A 20,741-nucleotide genomic window follows, 5' to 3' on the forward strand; every position below is an offset into this window, starting at 1 on the left:
GCAAGAAAAAATTAATTCTGTCAAAGCGGCGAACCGATCAGCTTCGGCGACGTTTAGATGCTCACCAAAAGGCTGCCAAAGCATAGTGCAGTGCAGCACAGAAGTTTCTTGGCGTGGGGCCAAGAAGCTACGTAAACTCATCAATTCCGGCCCCAGAGGGCCCTCCAACGGAAAGGAGGCTTCCGATGGAACTGACAAGCGCAATAACCACTGTGGTCGCGTTCACGTCGTTTGGGTTTCTGGCTGCCGTGGTTTTCGGACTCATCTGACATCGGGGACTTAGCGGGGTAGCTTGTCCCTACCGGATCAGATGGTCTCTCGCCCATCCGGGCGAGAGACCTTTTTTTATGTCCGGCACCGAAGCGGCGGAGCCTTGCCACCGCTCCGGCTAGGCCGCTGCGACATCCACCGCCGCCGGATCGTAGTTGAGGAGCGGTGCCAGCCAGCGCTCCGCCTCCTCCACGCTCCAGCCCTTCCGGACCGCATAATCCTCCACCTGATCGCGACCGATCTTGCCGACGCCGAAATAGCGTGCTTCGGGGTGCGCGAAGTAGAGACCCGAGACGGCGGCGCCCGGCCACATGGCATAGCTCTCGGTAAGCGTCACGCCGATCTGCTTCTTCGCATCCAGAAGATCGAACACGGTGCCTTTCTCGGTGTGATCGGGCTGCGCCGGATAGCCGGGGGCGGGGCGGATGCCTTGATAGTTCTCGGCGATCAGCCCCTCGTTATCGAGAGCCTCGTCCGGCGCATAGCCCCAGAGCTCCTGGCGCACCTTCTGGTGCAGCCGCTCGGCGAAGGCTTCGGCCAGCCGATCGGCCAGCGCCTTGACCATGATCTTGGAGTAGTCGTCATTGGCGCGCTCGAAGCGGGCGGCGACATCATCCTCGCCGATACCCGCGGTGACGGCGAACGCCCCGACATAATCGGCCGGGCCGCCCTCCTTCGGCGCGACGTAATCGGACAGCGCCAGGTTCGGGCGGCTGGACTGCTTGGCGATCTGCTGGCGCAGCGTATGCAGCATGGCGCGCCGCGTCCCGCGGCTGTCGTCGGTATAGAGCTCGATATCGTCGCCGATGGCGTTGGCCGGCCAAAACCCGACCACGCCGTTCGCCTGCACCCAATTCTCGGCGATCATCTGCTTCAGCATGGCTTGCGCATCCTCATACAGGCTGCGCGCCGCCTCGCCGTACTTTTCGTCGTCCAGGATGCGCGGGAACTGGCCTTTCAGCTCCCAAGCCTGGAAGAACGGCGTCCAGTCGATATAGCCGGCGAGCTCGGCGAGATCGTAATTGGCGAACAGCTTGGTGCCGAGAAAGCTGGGCTTCGGCGGCTGATAGTCCGACCAGTCGAGCTTCAGCCCCTTGTCCCGGGCTTGCGCGATGGAGATGCGCGCCTTTTGCTCACGGCCGCGCGCGTGGCTTTCCGCCAGGTTGATATAATCGTCGCGGATGCGCTGGATGGTGCGCGGGCGCTCCTCCGGGCTCATCAGGCTGGAGACCACGCCGACGGCACGGCTGGCATCGGTAACGTAGATCGCCTGGCTTCTCTGATAGTTCGGGCTGATCTTCACCGCGGTATGCACACGGCTGGTGGTCGCCCCTCCGATCAGCAGCGGCGCCTCGAAGCCTTCGCGCTCCATCTCGGCGGCGACATGGCACATCTCGTCGAGGGACGGGGTGATCAGACCGGAGAGGCCGATGATGTCGACTTTGCGCTCGCGGGCCTCGTCCAGGATCTTCTGAGCCGGCACCATGACGCCGAGATCGATGACCTCGTAATTGTTGCACTGGAGCACGACGCCGACGATGTTCTTGCCGATATCGTGGACATCGCCCTTCACCGTGGCGAGCAGGATCTTGCCGTTGGAGGGGGCGTCGGTCAGGCCGAGCTCCTCTTTCTCCTTCTCCATATACGGCATCAGATAGGCCACGGCCTGCTTCATCACCCGGGCCGACTTCACCACCTGGGGCAGGAACATCTTGCCGGCGCCGAACAGGTCGCCGACCACGTTCATGCCGGTCATCAGCGGCCCCTCGATGACGTGCAAGGGACGCTCGGCCTTGGCCCGCGCCTCTTCGGTGTCTTCCTCGATAAAGCTGGCGATGCCATTGACCAGGGCATGGGTCAGGCGCTCCTCCACCGGCTTCTCGCGCCAGGCGAGGTCCTGCTCCTTCTTCTTGGCGCCGCCGCCCTTATAGCGCTCGGCCGCCTCCAGCAGCCGGTCGGTGGCGTCGTCGCGGCGGTTGAGGATCACGTCCTCGACCAGCTCGCGCAGCTCCGGCTCGATATCGTCATAGACGGCGAGCTGGCCGGCATTGACGATGCCCATATCCATGCCCGCCTGGATGGCGTGGTAGAGGAACACCGAGTGCATCGCCTCGCGCACCTGCTCGTTGCCGCGGAACGAGAAGGAGAGGTTGGAGACGCCGCCGGAGACATGGCAGTAAGGCAAGTTCTCCTTGATGCGGCGGGTGCCCTCGATGAAGGCGACACCATATCCGGCATGCTCCTCGATACCGGTGGCGACGGCGAAGATATTCGGATCGAAGATGATGTCTTCGGGCGGGAAGCCGACCTTCTCGGTCAGCAGCTTGTAGGCCCGCTTACAGATCTCGAACTTGCGGTCCGCGGTTTCGGCCTGGCCGGTCTCGTCGAAGGCCATCACCACCACGGCGGCGCCGTAGCGGCGCACTTTGCGCGCCTGCTCCAAGAAGGGCTCCTCGCCTTCCTTCATGGAGATGGAGTTCACGATGGCCTTGCCCTGGCAGCATTTCAGGCCCGTCTCGATCACCGACCATTTGGATGAGTCGATCATGACGGGGACGCGGGAGATATCCGGCTCGGCGGCGATGAGGTTCAGGAAGGTCTTCATCGCCTTCTCCGAATCCAACATGCCTTCGTCCATGTTGATGTCGATGATGGCGGCGCCATTCTCCACCTGCTGGCGCGCGACCTCGAGCGCGGCCGGGTAGTCGTCGGCCTCGATCAGTTTCCGGAACTTGGCGGAGCCGGTCACATTGGTCCGCTCGCCGATCATGATGAAATTCGTTGCCGCGTTACTGGTCATGCTTGCTGGCTTTTCCGATTTGAACTTGCGGGGGCAATGCCCTCTCCCCGCCGGGGAGAGGGTGGCGCGTAGCGCCGGGTGAGGGGGCGTGATCGATGGCTTCACCAATCGTGTGCATCACGCCTTCGATATTCTTCAGCACATCGTTGTTCCAAAAACGGATCACTCGAAATCCTTGTTGCTCCAAATAAGCGGTGCGCTGCGCATCTTTCTCCATTGTCAGCTCCGCATGCTGGCCGCCATCAACCTCTATGATCAGCCCTAATTTCTTACTCGCGAAATCGGCAACATAGGACCCGATCGGCACTTGCCGCCGAAACTTCACACCGCGAAATCGGCGGTCGCGGAGCTCGAACCACAGCTTTGTCTCCGCCTTGCCCATCTCCTTGCGGAGCTTTTTCGCGACGGGTGTGAGCTTTGTTTTCATCCCCCTCACCCAACCCTCTCCCCAAGGGGCGAGGGGCTTCACTTCGTGCGTACTTCCCTACCCCGCCACGAAGGGCTCGAGGCCGGAGAGGCGGAGCTTGTGCTCAGGGGTCGGCAGCTTGCGCGGGGCGAACGGCGCGACCGCCTCGGCGATCGCCTTGATGTGCTCCGGCGTGGTGCCGCAGCAGCCGCCGACCAGATTGAGCAGCCCGTCCTTGGCCCAGCTCTCCAGCAGCGCCGCCATCATCTCCGGGCTCTCGTCATATTCGCCCATCTCGTTGGGAAGCCCCGCATTGGGATAGGCGCTGACCCATGCATCGGCGACGGCGGCGATCTCGGCCACAGCCGGGCGCAGCTGATCGGCGCCGAAGGAGCAGTTCAGCCCGATGGAGAACGGCTCCAGATGGCGCATGGAGTACCAGAACGCCTCCGGCGTCTGGCCCGAGAGGTTGCGGCCCGACAGATCGGTAATGGTGCCGGAGATCATGATCGGCAGCGCGACGCCCAGCTCGTCGAAGACCTGGCGCACGGCAAAGCCCGCCGCCTTGGCGTTCAGCGTGTCGAACACCGTCTCGATCAGGATCAGGTCCGAGCCGCCCTCGATCAGCCCGCGGGTCTGGTCGGCATAGGCTGCGACCAGCGTGTCGAAATCGACATTGCGGAAACCGGGATCGTTCACGTCCGGCGAGATTGAGGCGGTGCGGTTGGTCGGGCCGATCGCTCCGGCGACCAGGCGCGGCCGCTCCGGCGTCTTCGCCGACCAGATATCCGCCGCCTCGCGGGCAAGCCGCGCCGCGGCGACGTTCATCTCGTAGGACGCATCCTCCAGATGATAATCGGCCTGGCTGATCACCTGTGCATTGAAGGTGTTGGTCTCGACCACATCGGCGCCCACCTCGAAATAGGCTCCGTGGATCTCGCGGATGATATCCGGCTGGGTCAGCACCAGAAGGTCGTTATTGCCCTTCAGGTCGTGGGGGTGATCCTTGAAGCGCTCGCCGCGATAATCCTCCTCGCCGAGCTTATAGCTCTGGATCATCGTGCCCATGGCGCCATCGAGGATCAGGATGCGCTTCTCGACCTCGGACTTCAGATAGGCAATCCGTTCTTCGCGTGTCATTGGCTCTCTCCACCTCGCCCGTCATGCCCGGGCATCCAGGGGCGATTAACTCCGAGCCAGTGGCTCTGGATCGCCGGGTCAAGCCCGGCGATGACGAAATAATAATGGGACGGCAGGCACAAACGAACGGCTGTCGCTGTCATAGCGCGGCGCCCTCCTTTGCTTCGGCCTGAACTGTCGGGCGCAGACCTAGCAGATGACAAACGGCATAGACCAGGTCGGCGCGGTTCAGGGTGTAGAAATGAAACTCGGTGATGCCGTGATCGACGAGATCGAGCACCTGCTCGGCCGCCACGGCAGCCGCCACCAGATTGTGGGTGGTGGGATGATCTTCAAGCCCTTCGAAACGATGGCCCAGCCAATCGGGCACCGAGGTGCCGGAGCGCATCGCGAAGTTCGAGACCTGCTTGAAATTGTGGATCGGGATAATGCCCGGGGTGATCGGGATGTCGATGCCGCGCGCCCGCACCTTGTCGATATAGCGGTAATAGACATCGTTATCGAAGAAGAACTGGGTGATCGCCGCGTCGGCCCCAGCGTCGATCTTGGCCTGGAGGTTGTCGATATCGGCCTCCACGGTTGGCGATTGCGGGTGCTTCTCCGGATAGGCGGCGACGAACACCTCGAACGGCGCGATTTTCTTGATCCCCGCGGTGAGATCGGCGGCATTCACATAGCCGCCGGGCGTCGGCTCGTAAGGCGCGCCGACACCGCCCGGCGGATCGCCGCGCAGCGCCACCATATGGCGAACGCCGATCTCCCAATAATCGCGGATCACCGCGTCGAGATCCTCGCGCGTGGCGCCAACGCAAGTCAGATGCGCGCAAGGCTTCAGATCTGTCTCCTCGAGCACGCGCGCGATGGTGGCGTGGGTGCGCTCGCGGGTGGAGCCGCCCGCCCCATAGGTCACCGAGACGAAGCTCGGATGCAGCGGCGCCAGCATGCCGATGGAGTTCCACAGGGTCTGCTCCATCTTCTCGGTTTTCGGCGGGAAGAACTCGAAGGAGACGGTGATATCGCCGATATCCAGCCCGCGGCTCTTCTTATGGTTTTGTTGCAGCATTACGCGGCGACCTCGACTGATGAGTTTTGCTTGGTGTTGGGTTCGATATCCGGCCCCGCCTCGGCTTCCGCCGGTTTCTCGGCGAGCCAGAGCGAGACGGTGAGCTTTTCCGGGGTATCGCCTTGCGGGCTGAGGTCGGTGTGCCGGGTCAGGCGGAGCCCCGCTTCGGCGCACCACCGGGCGATCTGATCGCTGGGGAAGCCGAGCCTGGTATGGGCCTGCTCCTCGCGCAGGAACTCCACATCATGGGGCGCAAAATCGACGATCAGCAGCTTGCCGCCCGGCGCCAACAGCCTGGCCGCTTCGGAGAGCGCCAAGGCCGGCTCGTCGAGGAAATGCAGCACCTGATGCAGCACCACGGCATCGGCCGCGCCATCGGCCAGCGGCACGTTGAAGATATCGCCGTGGCGCGCCTGGGCGTGGGAGAGCCCGGCCCGCTCCAGCTTCATGCGGGCATAGGACAGCATCTCGTGGCTGACATCGAAGCCGAGCGCGCGGGTGGCCGCGCCGCCGAACAGCTCGATGATGCGGCCCGTGCCGGTGCCAAGATCGACCAGCAGCTCGAACGGCCCCTCCCCCAGGGCATCGAGCATGGCCGCCTCGACCTGATCCTCGGCGACATGCAGGCTGCGGATGCGGTCCCATTCGGGGGCGTGGGCCCGGAAATAGCTTTGCGCGGCCTCGGCGCGCGCCTTCTGCACCGCTTCTGCCCGGGCGGCATCGCGGGCGATCACCGCATCTTCGCAATCGAGACTGCCGACGATGGCCTCGGCGAGGGCGGCTTCGGCGCCGGTATCGGCCAGGCGGAAGAACACCCAGCTTCCCTCGCGGAAGCGGCCGATCAGCCCGGCTTCGGCGAGCAGCTTCAGATGCCGGCTGATGCGCGGCTGGCTCTGGCCGAGGATCTGCGTGAGATCCTTGACGTTCAGCTCGCGCTTCGCCAGCAGGGCCAAAATACGCAACCGCGTCGACTCCCCGGCCCCGCGCAAGGCGGCGACGGCGGCCTCAGACGACAGAGTGGGCTGCGGCTCGCGATCTGACATAAAGATATCTTTATGCGTTGTTCGCGGGTGTGGCAAGGGGGTTTGGTGGGGTTGGCCGGAACAGGTGCGAGGAGGGCTAAGCGCCGCCCCTTGCTCCGCGTCATACCGGCAACAGCCGGTATCCAGCCGCAACAAAGGCCTCACCACTTGGCTGGATTCCGGCTGACGCCGGAATGACGGTGCCTAGAGGCGCACGCTTTACTCTCCGTCGTCATACCCGGACTTGTTCCGGGCATCCACGAAGCGCTCTGCGATTTGGCCAGACGTGGATGGCCGGGACATGCCCGGCCATGACGGTGCTTGTAGCTAGCGCCCCCCTCCTTCGTCACCCCCGGGCTTGACCCGGGGGTCCATGCCGTGACCGTGCCGCTTGCGCTGAGCCTTAGTTGCACCGCAGACCGAGCCGGGCCGTAACGGCATGGATGCCCGGATCAAGTCCGGGCATGACGAGTTTATTCGTGGCAACCGCTTCCACCTCCGTCGTCATCACCGGGCTTGTCCCGGTGATCCACGAGAGGTTTTCCCCTTGGGCCAGACGTGGATGGCCGGGACACGCCCGGCCTTGACGGAGTTTGTGGCGGCCGCCCCCCTCTCCTTCTCCTCTCCAATCTCCCTCTTGCCATCCCCTTTTGCCTGTGATTGTTATCTTATAACATTTCAGACGATCTGGGAGACTAGCTCATGACCGACCGGCTTTTGCCCGTCACGGTGCTGTCCGGCTTTCTCGGCGCCGGGAAGACCACTGTGCTCAACCACATCCTCTCCAATCGCGAGGGGCGGAAGGTGGCCGTCATCGTCAACGACATGTCGGAGGTGAATATCGACGCCGATCTGGTGCGCGCCGGAGACGCCAATCTCTCGCGCACCGAGGAGACGCTGGTGGAGATGACCAATGGGTGCATCTGCTGCACCTTGCGCGACGATCTCCTCAGCGAGGTGGAGCGGCTCGCCGCCGATGGGCGCTACGACTACCTGCTGATCGAAGGCACCGGTATCGCCGAGCCCCTGCCCGTCGCCGCCACTTTCGATTTCCGCGACGAGCGCGGCAAGAGCCTCTCCGACGTCGCCCGGCTCGACACCATGGTGACGGTGGTGGATGCGGTGAACCTGATTCGCGATTTCGGCAGCCACGATGCGCTCTCAGCGCGCGGCGAGACGGCGGGCGAGGGAGACGAGCGGACCGTCGTCGATCTTCTCACCGACCAGATCGAGTTCGCCGATGTGGTCCTGGTCAACAAGGCCTCCGACGTCTCGGCCGAGGACCGCGCCAAGGTGCAGAAGATCATCCGCGCGCTGAACGCCGATGCCAAAATCGTGGAGACCGATTACGGCAAGGTGGATCTCGGCCAGGTGCTGGATACCGGCCTGTTCGATTTCGACAAGGCACAGGAGCATCCGCTCTGGGCGAAAGAGCTTTACGGCTTTGCCGACCACGTGCCGGAGACGGAGGAATACGGCATTTCCAGCTTCGTCTACCGCACGGCCCTTCCCTTCGAGCCGGCCAAGCTGCAGGCGTTTCTGGAGAAGACCTGGCCGGGGCTGATCCGCGCCAAGGGGCATTTCTGGCTGGCCACGCGGCCCGATTGGTGCGGCGAGCTTTCGCTAGCGGGCAGCCTCTGCCGGGTCTCAGGCATCGGCTATTGGTGGGCCTCGGTGCCGAAGGCACGCTGGCCGCAGCACGCCGAATGGCATGCCCAGCTGATTCGCAATTGGCATGACGATTTCGGCGACCGGCGCCAGGAGCTGGTGTTCATCGGCGCCGGAATGGACGAGGCGGCGATCCGCGCCGCACTCGACGATTGCCTGGTGGCGCCGAAGTCCCGGGCGCGCTTCATGCCGGCGAAATGGGCCAAGCTTCCCGATCCCTTCCCGCGCTGGGGGCTGGAGGCGGCTTGAGGGGGCGCGGCTCTCTCCTTCGTCATATCGGCAACAGCCGGTATCCAGCGACAATGAAGGCCTTAGCGCTTGGCTGGATTCCGGCTTGCGCCGGAATGACGGCCGCGAGCCATGGACTTCACCCTCAGCGTCATTGCCGGGCTCGTCCCGGCAATCCATGAACACCGGTGTTCGTTGAAGGAACCACCACAGGGATTATGGATCCCCGGCACAAGGCCGGGGATGACATCCGTCATGCACGACAGGTTTCGTCAAAGCGTCAGGAGCGTGGATGGCCGGGACACGCCCGGCCATGACGGTGTACGAACACCGCGCCCAAACTTCTTCGTCATGCCTGGACTTGATCCGGGCATCCACGCCGTTACGTCTCAGCCCGATCAGCAGCGCGACTGAGACTCCAGCGCAAGCGGCACGGTCACGGCATGGCCCCCCGGGTCAAGCCCGGGGGTGACGAGTCTATTTGAAGTAACCCGCCCCGCTAACTCCGGGCGAATTTCTTGTACTTGATGCGGTGGGGCACGATGGCGTCGTCGCCGAGGCGGCGCTTCTTGTCCTCCTCGTAATCGGCGAAGTTGCCCTCGAACCACTCCACATGGCTGTCGCCCTCGAAGGAGAGGATGTGGGTGGCGATGCGGTCGAGGAAGAAGCGATCATGGCTGATGATCACGGCGCAGCCGGGGAAATCCTCCAGCGCCGCTTCCAGCGAGCCGAGGGTCTCCACGTCCAGATCGTTGGTCGGCTCGTCGAGCAGGATCAGGTTGGCGCCCGATTTCAGCATCTTGGCGAGATGCACCCGGTTGCGCTCACCGCCGGAGAGCTGGCCGACGCGTTTTTGCTGATCAGGGCCTTTGAAGTTGAACCAGCCGACATAGGCGCGGGATGAGACCTCGCGCTTGCCCAGCTCGATCACGTCGCTGCCGCCGGAGATCTCTTCCCAGACATTATGCTTGTCGTCCAGCGTATCGCGGGACTGGTCGACATAGCCGATATCGACGGTCTCGCCGATGCGGATATCGCCGTTATCGGGCGTCTCCTGGCCGACAATCATGCGGAACAGCGTGGTCTTGCCGGCGCCGTTCGGGCCGATCACGCCGACAATGCCGCCGGGCGGCAGCTTGAAGGAGAGATCGTCGATCAGCAGCCGATCGCCGAACGCCTTGCTCAGGTGATCGGCCTCGATCACCACGCCGCCGAGACGCTGGCCGGTGGGGATTTGGATCTGCGCCTTGCCCTGGGTCTCGCGCTCGGACTCGGCCACCAGATCCTCATAGGCGCGGATACGGGCCTTGGATTTGGCCTGGCGCGCCTTGGGGCTGGAGCGGATCCAGTCGAGCTCCCGCGCCATGGCCCGCTGCTTGGCCTCGTCCTGGCGGCCCTCCACCTCCATGCGCTTTTGCTTCTGCTCCAGCCAGGAGGAGTAGTTGCCCTCGTAGGGCACGCCGTGACCGCGATCGAGCTCCAGGGTCCAGTTGGTGATATTGTCGAGGAAGTAGCGGTCATGGGTGACCATGACGACGGTGCCGGCATACTCGGCGAGGTAGTGCTCTAGCCAGGCGACGGTCTCGGCATCGAGATGGTTGGTCGGCTCGTCGAGCAACAGAATGTCGGGCTTGGAGAGCAGCAGCTTGCACAGCGCCACGCGGCGGCGCTCGCCGCCGGAGAGCTTGGCGACGTCGGCGTCGCCGGGCGGGCAGCGCAGCGCATCCATCGCCTGTTCGACCTGGGAATCGAGGTCCCACAGGTCTTGCGCGTCGATCTCGTCCTGCAGCTGGGCCATCTCCTCGGCGGTCTCGTCGGAATAGTTCATGGCCAGCTCGTTATAGCGGTCGAGCTTGGCCTTCTTCTCCGCAACGCCCTCCATCACATTGCCGGTGACGTCCTTCTCCGGATCAAGCTGGGGCTCCTGGGGCAGATAGCCGACCTTGATGCCATCGGCCGCCCAGGCCTCGCCCAAAAACTCCGTCTCATCGCCGGCCATGATCTTCAGCAGGGTCGACTTACCGGCACCATTGACGCCGACCACGCCGATCTTGGCGCCGGGCAGGAAGGAGAGCGTGATGTCATCCAGGACCTTCTTGCCGCCTGGATAGGTCTTGGAGAGGTTCTTGATGACGTAGACGTATTGCGGGTTGGCCATAGGTGCTCGCTGGCTGACGTTGAAAATGAATTGCTGTGAAAGAGCCGCGTTCTGGCGCCCTCTCTAGCGAGGTTGGGGCCGCGAATCCAGCCCCTCGCTCGCACGCGGCAATCGGCTCAGGCGGGCGGCGCGGCGAGCAGCTCCGGCAAGCGCTGTTTCAGCTTCGCCGCCAGCATGTCGATGGGGTTGCCTTCGATGGGCTCGATTTCGGAGAGCGCATTCTCGAAGGTTTCCGGGCTGAGGCCGGCGATTGGAAGCGTGCGGGCCCAGTTCCGGTGCAGCATCAGAGCGCGGTATTCGCGCTCTTCTTGAGTGAAATGATGCAGCTTGGGCGCCACGCCGACAACAGGCAGCCGGGCGGAGACCGCTTCCGACATCATGGTGGAGGAATCCTCGGTGCAGACCAGCACCTCCGCCTTGCCGAACACCTCGTTCAACGTGCCCGGCCCGCTCTTGCGGAAGTCGATGAAGCGCTCCACCACATCCCCCTCCCCGGCCAGCGTTCCGAACATATCCGCGACGTGGTCGGGGGTGCGGCGCGAGGTGGAGATCATCCAGCGCGTGCCCCAGGCTTTGGAGACGGCGCGGACGAACTCTATCAGCCTCTTCCACTCGCTGCGGCGATAGCGGAAGGTCCCGGCATCGCCGCCGATCAGCAGGCCGGCCAGCTTCGGCCGGTTGCCGGGTCCGTATTGCGGCACCTCGGCCGGACGCCCCAGCGCGTCCGGATCGATGGAGGACGGCTTCAAGGTCACGATATGGCGGGGGCTTTTTGCGTCCCGTTCATAGGACGAGATCACCAGGCTGAACTCGTCCGCCTCCAGATCGCGCAGCGAGCCGCAGAAGATGTTGGGGATGCCGAGATAGCGGCTGCAGCAGATATTCGGCATCAGCGTCTCGCCGCCGGCGGAGATCACCAGATCGGCCTTCGGGAGCTCCTCGGCGCGGATGCGATAGGTCATCCACAGCATGCGCGGCGGGAAGAAGTTCTTGGAGTGGATCCGGCGGCGCAGCCAGCGAGTCGGGATGATCCAGCGGCGGTTGACCTCTATTCGCCTCACTTCGACAGCAGATAGCCGCGTTAACGCCGCAATCACGCCTTCGGACAAATGATAATGGCCAGGACGCGAGTCGGCGAGGAACAAGACCTTGAGCGGCGACATTGAACCGAGGGAAGCCTTCTTTGGGCGGTTTAGCGTTTGCAACACTGTAACGGATGACAGCTAATAGACATGGTTGGATATGGATTTTCGACTCCGGTCCAGCTCTTTGGGCTCGGAGCAGGACATTACGCTTTCACTGGGAGCAACGGAGCAGAACAGGTGACTGATACGGTAACTGGATCTGACGCCGAGTGGATTTTGAAGACGATGGTGGCGATGGCCGCGGCGGACGGCAAGCCGGACGCTAAAGAAATCAGCCTGATCCAGCAAATCTACGAAAAGGATTCGGGGCGCACGGTCGGTGCGGCCGAGGTCGAGGCGATGGCCAACGACATGGTCGCCAATCCCGACTTCCTGGCAAGCCTTCGCGCCGCCGCCCGGCATTTGGACACGCCGACCAAGGAAGAGATCGTCCGGGCGGCCTATCTGGTGCTCTTGGCCGACGGCATCATCCAGGCGACCGAGCGCAAGAAGCTCGCCGATATCGCCGCGGCGCTGGAAATCCCCGAGATCCATTTCGGCGCGATTTTGGAAGACCTCGCCGTCTGGCTGGCCGCGCAGCACCGCTAAGCGGGCGTCTGAGATGTTGACAGGGGCGGCAGCCCCCGGCACATCTGGCGGCAATGGCCCTTAGGGGCGCAAACGCAGGTTGAGAGCCCCGCCGGGCTCTCCGCCGGTGCTCCTGGTCTCAGCCGCTAATGATCGTCTCTCACGAACACAAATTCATATTCCTGAAGACCAAGAAGACCGCGGGCACCAGCCTGGAGCTGGGGCTGCGGCGGTTCTGCGGCCCCGACGACGTGATCACGCCGGTCTCGCCGCAAGACGAGCTCCTCGCCGAAGAGGGGCCCGGCGCGCAGAACTGGTGGGTGCATGGCTGGTGGCAGTCGCGGCGCCCGCTCTATAAGCGCCGCTGGTTCCGGGCGGTGCCGCAGGATCACGGCTTCTACAACCATATGCCGGCGGCGGAAGCGAAAGCGCTGATCGGTGACGATCGTATCTGGAACAGCTATTTCAAGTTCGCCTTCGATCGGAACCCCTGGGACCGGCAGGTCTCCTATTATCACCACTGCTTCCGCGGCAAGGACAAGAAGCCGAGCTTCTCCCACTTCATGCATCACGACCGCCGGGCGCGTCTGAACAATTTCGAGATCTACAGCGTCGACGGTGAATCCTGCGTCGACTTCCTCGGGCGCTACGAGAATCTGATCGACGATCTCGGCAAGGCGCTGGGCGAGCTCGGGCTCTGCCTCGATTGCCCCCTGCCCCGGGCCAAGGGCGGCTTCCGAACCAACAAGGCGCCTTATCAGAGCTTTTACGACGAGGAGACGCGCAATATGGTCGCCGCCTGGTATCCGCGCGAAATCGCGCTCCTCGATTACAGCTTCTAGCGGCCCGCCGGCGCCCCTTCCGATGATCATTTCCCACGAGCACAAGTTCATCTTCATCAAGACGAAGAAGACCGCGGGCACCGCGATCGAGGCGGCGCTGTCGGAGCTTTGCGGCCCGGACGACGTGATCACCCCTTATCGGGAGCAGAGCGAAGCGCAGCGCAAGGGGCGTAAACCCCAGAACTACCGCGTCGAGCACCCGGAGAAGCCGCAGCGCCCTCTGTTGCGGCGCCTGCTACGGCGGCCGGAGCGCTATTACCACCAGTCGGTCGGCTATTACGAGCATATGCCGGCCTGGCGGGTACGCACCTATATCGGCGAGGCGATCTGGAACAGCTATTTCAAGTTCGCGTTTGAGCGGAACCCGTTCGACCGCCAGGTCTCCTGGTATTTCTACAAGACCAAGTCGATGCGGAAACGGCCGAGCTTCGAGCGCTTCATGGCCAAACGCGCGCGCGCCTTCGTCAACAATCACGACCTCTATCTGATCGACGGCAAGCCGGCGCTGGATTTCGTCGGCCGCTACGAGAGCCTGGAAGAGGATCTGAACCGGGCGCTGACGCTCGCCGGGGTGGCGCAGACCCTTTCCATCCCCAAGGTCAATGTCGGGCCGGGCAAGGAGTCCCGGGAGAGCTATCGCAGCTACTTCACGCCGGAGCTGCGCACCTTGGTGGCCGAGTGGTACCGTCCCGAAATCGAGATGTTCGACTACCGGTTCTAGCCGCACGCTGGCCCTGCGAGCCGGGGCGCGTCTACGGGCGGTTCGCCGCTTGCTCTACGCGGGCCCGGCGCAGCAGCCATGCGAAGGCCACGACCGGGGCGGCCACCAAGGCGCAGGCAATCCACTCCCAGGCGCCGTCGGCGATCAAGGCGAGGACAAGCCCCGCCGCCGCGCCGAGCGCGAACAGCGCCGGCAGAGCATAGGTGCTGGACCGCATCACGCTTTGCTCCCCACCACGGGCTCGGCATCGCGCTTGTCGAGCGGCGAAAGCCGGGCAAGCTTCCGCGCCCGCCGCGCGACCCAGAGATAAAGCCCGGTGATCAAGACGACGATGGTGCCGATATCGAGCAGCGCCCAGAGGATCTTCAAGGCGAGCCCGCCGTAATCGCCGAAATGCAGCGGCTGAGACAGCAGCAATGCGGAGACATACCAGGGCGCTTGGCGCGCATCGGTGAAGGCGCTGTTCGTGGCATCGATGAGCACAGGCTTGACCAGGCGCGCGGTGAGCGGGGTCTTGCCTTTCATGAACACCATGTAGTGGCTTTCGCTCGAAAACGGGGTGCCGGGGAAGGCGATCACGGACGGCTCCATGCCCGATACGTTCGCCTCGGCGGTAGTCACCGCCTGCTGCAGCGAGCTTAAGGTTTCGGGATGCGGCCGCCCCCGATGCTCGCCGACCATCTCGGTGAGCTGGTCGAAGCGCCAGACCTGCAGCACCAGATCGGCCCAGGTGTTGACCGCTCCGGTGAAGCCGACCACCAACGTCCAGGCGATCAGAAGGGTGCCGGCGAGATTGTGCAGATCGAGCCAGCGGATCAGCCGGATGCGCTCCAGGCGCAGATCGCCGAACGACAATTTCCGCATCGACGGGCCGTAGACGACGATGCCGGAGATAACCGCGATGCAGAACAGAATGCCCATGGCGCCGAGGAAGAGCTTGCCGGGCAGGCCGAGAAACATATCGGTGTGGAGCTGCAGCAAGAAGGCCATCACGCCGGTCTGAAGATCGGGGCGGTCGAGAAAGACGCCGGTGCCGGCATCCATGCGCAATACCGAGGCATCGCCGGGATTGCCGTTGACCGCGCTATTCACCGTTAGCATGACGACGTCGGGCTGCTCCTCGTCCCAGCTGACATATTGCACCACTTGGCCCGGCGCCGCGGCCAGGCCATTGGCGACGACGGTATCGAGGCTGGCCGGTTGCTCGGGCGCGGGCGATGCGGGCTGCACGAGCTCCACGGTGAAGTCGTGGATTTCGTGATGGAAGATCAGCGGCAGCCCGGTAATGCACAGCAGCAGCAGAAACGGCGTGCAGATCAGGCTGGACCACTCATGCACCCAATTCCAGCGACGCAAACTCTTCTGTCGCACGTCTCTCTCCTTGTCGGTTTAGGCGGCGGCGCCCTCTAGAAACAGCGCCCAGGCGGCTTTGAAATGCGCATCGCGCGCCGCTTTCCCTGCATAGCTCTCGCCGCCGACCAGCGCGTCGTTCAGCGGCACGGCGACGATGCAGTGGACGAGTTGCAGGGCGATAAACAGGCTGTCGCCCGGCGCGATCGCGCCCGCCTCTTGCGCGGCTTCCACGTGGGAGACCAGCACCTCCATGAACGGATCTTTCTGCGAGCCCGGCTGCGGTCCGCTGGCGAGCACTTGCGATTCGGTCATGGCGATGCGTTTGAAGGCGACAAGCTCGGGATCGAGATTGGCGTCCAGGAACCAGCGGGCCACCTGCTGGAGCCGGCCCAGCGGGCTTCCGTCCTTCGGCAGCGCCGCGGTGAAGCCGGCCAGGAGTGTCACACGGCTATCGCGCGCCTGCTCCAGCACCGCGCCGAACAAGGCCAGCTTGGATGGAAAGCGGCGGTAGATGGTGTCCTTGCCGGCGGAGCATTTGGCTGCGACCTGCTCCACCGAGGTGGCGGCGTAACCTTGCGTGGCGAACAGCTCCGAGGCCGCCTCGACGATGCGGAGCGTGTTGTCGTCCCGCGCGGTCTTGCGCTCCGCCATCGCCGGCCCGCCTGAGCTCGGCTCTTGCGTCTTCGGCAGAGTTGTCGATTTCCCAGCGCGCGCGTTCACCCTCATTCCCTCATCCGTCTGTCGAATCCCCGTGGCGAGGATAGTCAGCCGCCCTGTTTCTCCGCGAGCGGAAACTCATATTTTTTGGCGTTTTCCGGCGCTCCCGAAAAAATACGACCCTGAAAGTCTGATTAAACTGGACGGGACCGTCCCGTTTGGTTATTCGAGATTCAAAACAGTGTCTAGTGATCGTTGGGGGACGATAATGACGAAGAGTTGGGGACGGCTATCGGCCGTTTTGATGTTTGCCGTTGCCGGTGCGAACGGCGTTCAGACTGTCCATGCGCAGGACGCCGAGAATTACGAGCTCGATCCGATCGTGGTGGAAGCGGCGCCGGAGACCCGGCAAGCCGAGACCGCCTCCCGGGCGGTCAATCAGGCTCCAGTTGCGAGGCAGAGCACGGCTCCCGCCACGCCGCAAGATGCCCTTCCGGCAGTCGCCTCGCCTTTGGAGGGCGCAGGCGGCTCGACGCGCAACACCTATCAGCCGGAAGACATGTATGCGGCAACCAAGACGGAGACGCCGATCGCCGAGACGCCGCAATCGGTCTCGGTGGTGACCCGCAAGCAGATGGACGACCAGAACTACGCAACGGTCGGCGGGGCGCTGGGCTACACCGCGGGCGTGCTTTCCACCTTCGAGCAGAACACCCGCTACGACAATGTGCTGATCCGCGGGTTCGGCGGCTTCTCGACCGCCGGCTCCTATGTGCAGTTCATGGACGGGCTGAAGCTGCCGCAAGGCCAGGTGTTCGGCATCATGTCCGTCGATCCCTTCCTGCTCGACCGCATCGATGTTCTGAAAGGCCCTTCGGCGGTGCTGTACGGCCAGGTGAGCCCCGGCGGCATGGTCGACATGGTCAGCCGGGCGCCGAGCGCCACGCCCTATAACGAGATGCGTCTGGAGGCCGGCAGCCATGGCCGCGTTCAGGCCGGCTATACCAGCCAGGGCAAGCTGAACCGCGACGGCACGCTGCAATACAGCTTGACCGCCATCGGCCGCGATTCCGGGACCCGCTATAATAATGTGGACGAGGAGCGCTTCGCCGTCGCGCCGGCAGTGGCTTGGCAGCCCAATGCCGATACCCGCATCACGCTGATGGGCTTCTATCAGGAGGATCCGGAGGGCGGCTATTTCAATTCGATCTATCCGAAATCGCTCTCGCCGAAGCAATATCGCCGTTACCTGAATTCGGAGCTGAATGTCGGCGATCCCTCCTTCGACCACTTCCACCGCAAAGAGGGCGGCATCGGCTATCAGCTCGAGCACCGCTTCAATTCCGCGGTGATGCTGAACTCCTCGCTGCGCTACGCCAAGGTCGATCTCGATATGGCGGGATTGCAAATGTCGGGGCCGATGACGGCGACCGGTATTCTTCCCCGCCAGGCGGCGCGCACGACGGAGGATGCGTGGAATGTCGCGAGCGACAATCACCTGCAATTCGACTTCGCGACGGGCGCGTTCCAGCATCGCGTGCTGACCGGGCTCGATATCCAGAGCTCCGACAGCGACGCCGAATTCTCGGTCAATTTCTTCGCCCCGACCTTGAATGTCACCCATCCGGTCTACGGGCAGCCGGTGACCGACACCTTCTTCCCGCTGATCGATTCCAAGCAGCGGCTGGAGCAGACCGGCACCTATCTGCAGGATCAGATCGCGATCGGCAATTGGCGCTCGGTGTTCGGCATCCGGCGTGACTGGACGGAGCAGGTAACCAAGCCCGATGGCGGCCTCAGGCAATCCCAGGATGCCGACGAGACCACCTATCGCGCCGGCCTGCTCTATATGTTCGACAACGGCCTGGCGCCTTACGCGAGCTATTCGACCTCGTTCGAGCCGGTGATCGGCGTGGGGCTTGGCGGCGTTCCCTTCGTGCCTACAACGGGGGAGCAATACGAGGTGGGCGTGAAGTATCAGCCCTCCTTCCTGCCTGGCGCGCTGTTGACCTTCTCCGCCTTCGACATCACCCAGCAGAACGTGCTGGTTCCGGGGCCGATCGTCGGCATCAATATCCAGCAAGGCGAGATCCGTTCGCGCGGCTTAGAGTTCGAGGCGCGTGGCAATGTCACCGAGCAGCTGGAGCTGATCGGCGCGCTGACCCTGCTCGACATGGAGGTGACGGAATCGACCGACCCGGCGGCCATCGGCAAGCGCCCGCAAGCCGTGCCCGATTATTTCGGTTCGGTCTGGGCCAACTACGCCTTCGACCAGGGCATCGTCGACGGCGTCACCCTCGGCGGCGGGATCCGCTTCGTCGGCTCCAGCTTTGGGGATGACGCCAACACGCTGGAAGTCTCCGGCTATACGCTGGTCGACATGGCGGTGAGCTACAATCTCGGCAAAATCACGCCGAAGCTGGAGCGGACGGATCTGACCTTCAATGTCTGGAACCTGTTCGACAAGGAGTACTATTCCAGCTGCAGCTACAGCATCTATTGCGAATATGGCGACCGGCGCACCTTCCTCGCCGGCATCCGCCACCGCTGGTAGCGCGCGAGAAGAACGAGCGCTCCGGCGCTCGCAAGCCTGACGGGGCGCCGGCCGAAAAGCCGCCCCGTCAGTGGCTAGCGGCTCTCGCCTTGGGTCAGGAGATGGTCGAAATAGTCGATCGTACGACGCAGCCCCTGCTCGAGGCCCACGTTCGGCTTCCAGTCCAAGGTAAGCTCGGCATTGGAGATATCTGGGCAGCGCCGCACCGGCTCTTCCGGCAGTGCCGGCACCTCAGAAACGCGCGAGCGCGACCCCGTAAGATCGATGATCATGTCGGCGAGGTCGCGCACAGAAATTTCCTGCGGGTTACCGATATTCATCGGTCCGGTCACCTCCGCAGGCGTTTCCATCAGGCGCACCAGCCCCTCGATCAAATCGTCCACGTAGCAGAATGAGCGCGTCTGGCGCCCGTCGCCATTGACGGCCAGATCTTGGCCGATGAGGGCGTTGACAATGAAGTTCGATACGACGCGCCCATCGTCGGCCCGCATCCCCGGCCCATAGACATTAAAGAGTCGCGCAATCTTGATGTCCAAGGCATGCACGCGGTGATAGTCGAAGAACAAGGTCTCGGCGCAGCGCTTTGTCTCGACGTAACAGGAGCGCGGACCGACGGGATTGACGTTGCCCCAATAGGACTCGTCTTGCGGGTGCATGACGGGGTTGCCATAGACTTCGCTGGTGGAGGCTTGGAAGATCTTTGCGTTGGTGCGCGTTGCCAATTCGAGCATGTTCAGGGGCCCGAGCAGGTTGGTCTTGGCAGTTTGAATCTGATCGCTGTTATATCGGGCGGGAGAGGCGAGGCTGGCCAGATTGTAAATCTCGTCAACCTCCGCAGAGAGCGGGACACACACGTCTTGCTGAATGAAAGTAAAGCGGGGCTCGCCGTCTCGCTGGCGAATCTTGCTTAAGCTTCCTGATGTCAGATCGTCGACGCAAATGACGGAATGGCCTGAGCTGAGGAGTCTGTCGACGAGATGTGATCCGATAAATCCCGCGCCGCCGGAGACTAAGACGCGCTTTATATTTTTACTCTGCACTATCTACTTCTATAAGTTAAAAACGATTCTTGAAAACAGAATGAAATGCTTAGCGAACTAAAGTACCTGCTCGGCCTCAAGACGAGACCAAACGCATACTGGCTCAACATCCGAAACAACGGCGGAAGCGTTGAGCACTACTACCATTTCCTGCTTGGATATCTGCTTCCGCTCTGTGGATATGCGGAGGAAGAGAAAACTGAAGCGCCAATCCTATTGGCGCGGGCCTGTGGTCCGCTAAGTCGTCTTGTGTGTGAGGTGGGGATTCCCGGGTTGGTTTTGTGCGAGCCATACAGTCATTCGTTGCTTTCCAGCGAGGCTGAAAAGCTCAGGCTCGAGAATGTTGACATTTTGGGTCTAGATTGCAGTGAGGCGCGGCGAGAATATGACGCCGACCGTCTGGCAAGCGTTGCGGCCCTCGCAAAGCGGTATATTCAACAACGGCTTGGCGACAAAATCGACCGGTTTTGTGAAGAGCTCGACTCCAATTGGACGCCGTCGCCGCGTCTCCTGCTCATCAAGCGGGAAGCGCCGGATCCGTTTTACCAATCGGATCTTGCCGAGACCAAGGGAGCGGGCACGGATAGACGATCGATCGCCAATATGGCGGAGCTGATTGCGGCCTTAAGTGGCAGATTTCCGCAAACGAAGGTCGTCTCTCTCCAAGGCCGGGGACTGGCCGAGCAGATCGCCCTGTTCAAGATGGCGGATATTGTCGTCGCGCAGCACGGGGCGGCGCTTGCAAATATCGTTTGGATGCGCCCTGAGACACAGGTGTTCGAGTTCCTGCCTGATCCCGCTCAGCATATCTTTTTCCAAAACCTGTCGCCCATCTTCGGTATCGAGCATCATGTCCTCGCCCAGGAGGATCGAAAGGGCCCGGTGGACGTGGCAGCGCTCATGGACGCGGTGGCGTCGAACCTGCGAAGCAGCGCGCGACCTGCGCTGGCGTGAGCGAGAAAAACGAGCGCCTTGGCGCTCGCAAGGGCAACTGCCCGTCACGCGGTAGCGCGCCTCGGAGGCGCGAACGAAGTGAGCTGCCGTGAGACAAAAGACGAACCGAACACAAAGCGCTCCAGGGCGCGACTGCGCCCCGGCCGAAGGCCG

General features: G+C 63.1%; 17 protein-coding genes. 6 read left to right on the plus strand and 11 right to left on the minus strand.

What is annotated here, in order from left to right; genetic code table 11:
* Positions 1–388 precede the first annotated feature (388 nt).
* The 5 genes from metH to HT051_RS11550 form a co-directional block, all read right to left on the minus strand.
* Complete coding sequence (gene metH, locus HT051_RS11530) at positions 389–3,175, minus strand: methionine synthase (RefSeq protein WP_371740612.1); 2,787 nt, start codon at positions 3,173–3,175, stop codon at positions 389–391.
* On the minus strand, positions 3,060–3,497 hold the full coding sequence (locus HT051_RS11535; RefSeq protein ID WP_174542167.1) for an endonuclease domain-containing protein: 438 nt from the start codon (positions 3,495–3,497) through the stop codon (positions 3,060–3,062). Before HT051_RS11535 ends, metH begins: the two co-directional genes overlap by 116 nt.
* 57 nt (positions 3,498–3,554) lie before the next feature.
* Positions 3,555–4,616 (minus strand): homocysteine S-methyltransferase family protein, encoded by a 1,062-nt coding sequence (locus tag HT051_RS11540; RefSeq protein ID WP_174542168.1) that lies wholly within the window; start codon positions 4,614–4,616, stop codon positions 3,555–3,557.
* Positions 4,617–4,755: 139 nt separating this feature from the next.
* Positions 4,756–5,679: a methylenetetrahydrofolate reductase [NAD(P)H] gene (gene metF / locus HT051_RS11545; RefSeq protein WP_174542169.1), complete on the minus strand. Its 924-nt coding sequence runs from the start codon at positions 5,677–5,679 to the stop codon at positions 4,756–4,758.
* Positions 5,679–6,722 (minus strand): metalloregulator ArsR/SmtB family transcription factor, encoded by a 1,044-nt coding sequence (locus HT051_RS11550; protein WP_174542170.1) that lies wholly within the window; start codon positions 6,720–6,722, stop codon positions 5,679–5,681. Before HT051_RS11550 ends, metF begins: the two co-directional genes overlap by 1 nt.
* Before the next feature lie 681 nt (positions 6,723–7,403).
* On the opposite strand from HT051_RS11550, the gene zigA reads away from it, so the two are divergent.
* Positions 7,404–8,618, plus strand: coding sequence for a zinc metallochaperone GTPase ZigA (gene zigA / locus HT051_RS11555; protein WP_174542171.1), 1,215 nt, complete (start codon positions 7,404–7,406; stop codon positions 8,616–8,618).
* Positions 8,619–9,096: 478 nt separating this feature from the next.
* On the opposite strand, the gene ettA is transcribed toward zigA, so the two are convergent.
* The gene (gene ettA / locus HT051_RS11560; protein ID WP_174542172.1) at positions 9,097–10,755 is read right to left on the minus strand and encodes an energy-dependent translational throttle protein EttA; all 1,659 of its coding nucleotides are present in this window, start codon (positions 10,753–10,755) and stop codon (positions 9,097–9,099) included.
* 116 nt (positions 10,756–10,871) lie between these two features.
* Positions 10,872–11,918 (minus strand): ELM1/GtrOC1 family putative glycosyltransferase, encoded by a 1,047-nt coding sequence (locus HT051_RS11565; RefSeq protein WP_174542173.1) that lies wholly within the window; start codon positions 11,916–11,918, stop codon positions 10,872–10,874.
* Between the two features lie 159 nt (positions 11,919–12,077).
* Between HT051_RS11565 and HT051_RS11570 the strand changes: the two genes are divergently transcribed.
* From HT051_RS11570 to HT051_RS11580, 3 genes are all read left to right on the plus strand, one after another.
* Positions 12,078–12,488, plus strand: coding sequence for a TerB family tellurite resistance protein (locus HT051_RS11570; RefSeq protein ID WP_174542174.1), 411 nt, complete (start codon positions 12,078–12,080; stop codon positions 12,486–12,488).
* 128 nt (positions 12,489–12,616) lie between these two features.
* Positions 12,617–13,309 carry a sulfotransferase family 2 domain-containing protein gene (locus HT051_RS11575; protein WP_174542175.1) on the plus strand — a complete coding sequence of 231 codons (693 nt, stop codon included), beginning with the start codon at positions 12,617–12,619 and terminating at the stop codon, positions 13,307–13,309.
* A gap of 22 nt (positions 13,310–13,331) precedes the next feature.
* A complete protein-coding gene (locus tag HT051_RS11580; RefSeq protein WP_174542176.1) occupies positions 13,332–14,030 on the plus strand; it encodes a sulfotransferase family 2 domain-containing protein in 699 nt (232 codons plus the stop codon).
* Positions 14,031–14,061: 31 nt separating this feature from the next.
* Here HT051_RS11580 and HT051_RS11585 read toward each other — a convergent pair whose 3' ends face one another.
* From HT051_RS11585 to HT051_RS11595, 3 genes are read right to left on the minus strand one after another with little or no spacing between them, the layout of a single operon-like run.
* Positions 14,062–14,247, minus strand: a complete 186-nt coding sequence (locus HT051_RS11585; protein WP_174542177.1) for a hypothetical protein — start codon at positions 14,245–14,247, stop codon at positions 14,062–14,064.
* The gene (locus HT051_RS11590; RefSeq protein WP_174542178.1) at positions 14,247–15,401 is read right to left on the minus strand and encodes a PepSY domain-containing protein; all 1,155 of its coding nucleotides are present in this window, start codon (positions 15,399–15,401) and stop codon (positions 14,247–14,249) included. The genes HT051_RS11585 and HT051_RS11590 overlap by 1 nt, the downstream gene beginning before the upstream one ends.
* An 18-nt stretch (positions 15,402–15,419) precedes the next feature.
* Positions 15,420–16,109, minus strand: a complete 690-nt coding sequence (locus tag HT051_RS11595) for a TetR/AcrR family transcriptional regulator (protein ID WP_246810069.1) — start codon at positions 16,107–16,109, stop codon at positions 15,420–15,422.
* A gap of 199 nt (positions 16,110–16,308) precedes the next feature.
* Here HT051_RS11595 and HT051_RS11600 point away from each other — a divergent pair, with 199 nt between their 5' ends.
* A complete protein-coding gene (locus HT051_RS11600; protein WP_246810070.1) occupies positions 16,309–18,594 on the plus strand; it encodes a TonB-dependent siderophore receptor in 2,286 nt (761 codons plus the stop codon).
* A 74-nt stretch (positions 18,595–18,668) separates the two neighbouring features.
* On the opposite strand, the gene HT051_RS11605 is transcribed toward HT051_RS11600, so the two are convergent.
* Positions 18,669–19,634: a UDP-glucuronic acid decarboxylase family protein gene (locus HT051_RS11605; protein WP_174542179.1), complete on the minus strand. Its 966-nt coding sequence runs from the start codon at positions 19,632–19,634 to the stop codon at positions 18,669–18,671.
* A 45-nt stretch (positions 19,635–19,679) separates the two neighbouring features.
* Here HT051_RS11605 and HT051_RS11610 point away from each other — a divergent pair, with 45 nt between their 5' ends.
* On the plus strand, positions 19,680–20,588 hold the full coding sequence (locus HT051_RS11610) for a glycosyltransferase 61 family protein (RefSeq protein ID WP_174542180.1): 909 nt from the start codon (positions 19,680–19,682) through the stop codon (positions 20,586–20,588).
* Positions 20,589–20,741: the final 153 nt, after the last annotated feature.

The sequence above is a fragment of the Methyloligella sp. GL2 genome (genome assembly GCF_013341275.1).
GTDB lineage: Bacteria > Pseudomonadota > Alphaproteobacteria > Rhizobiales > Methyloligellaceae > Methyloligella.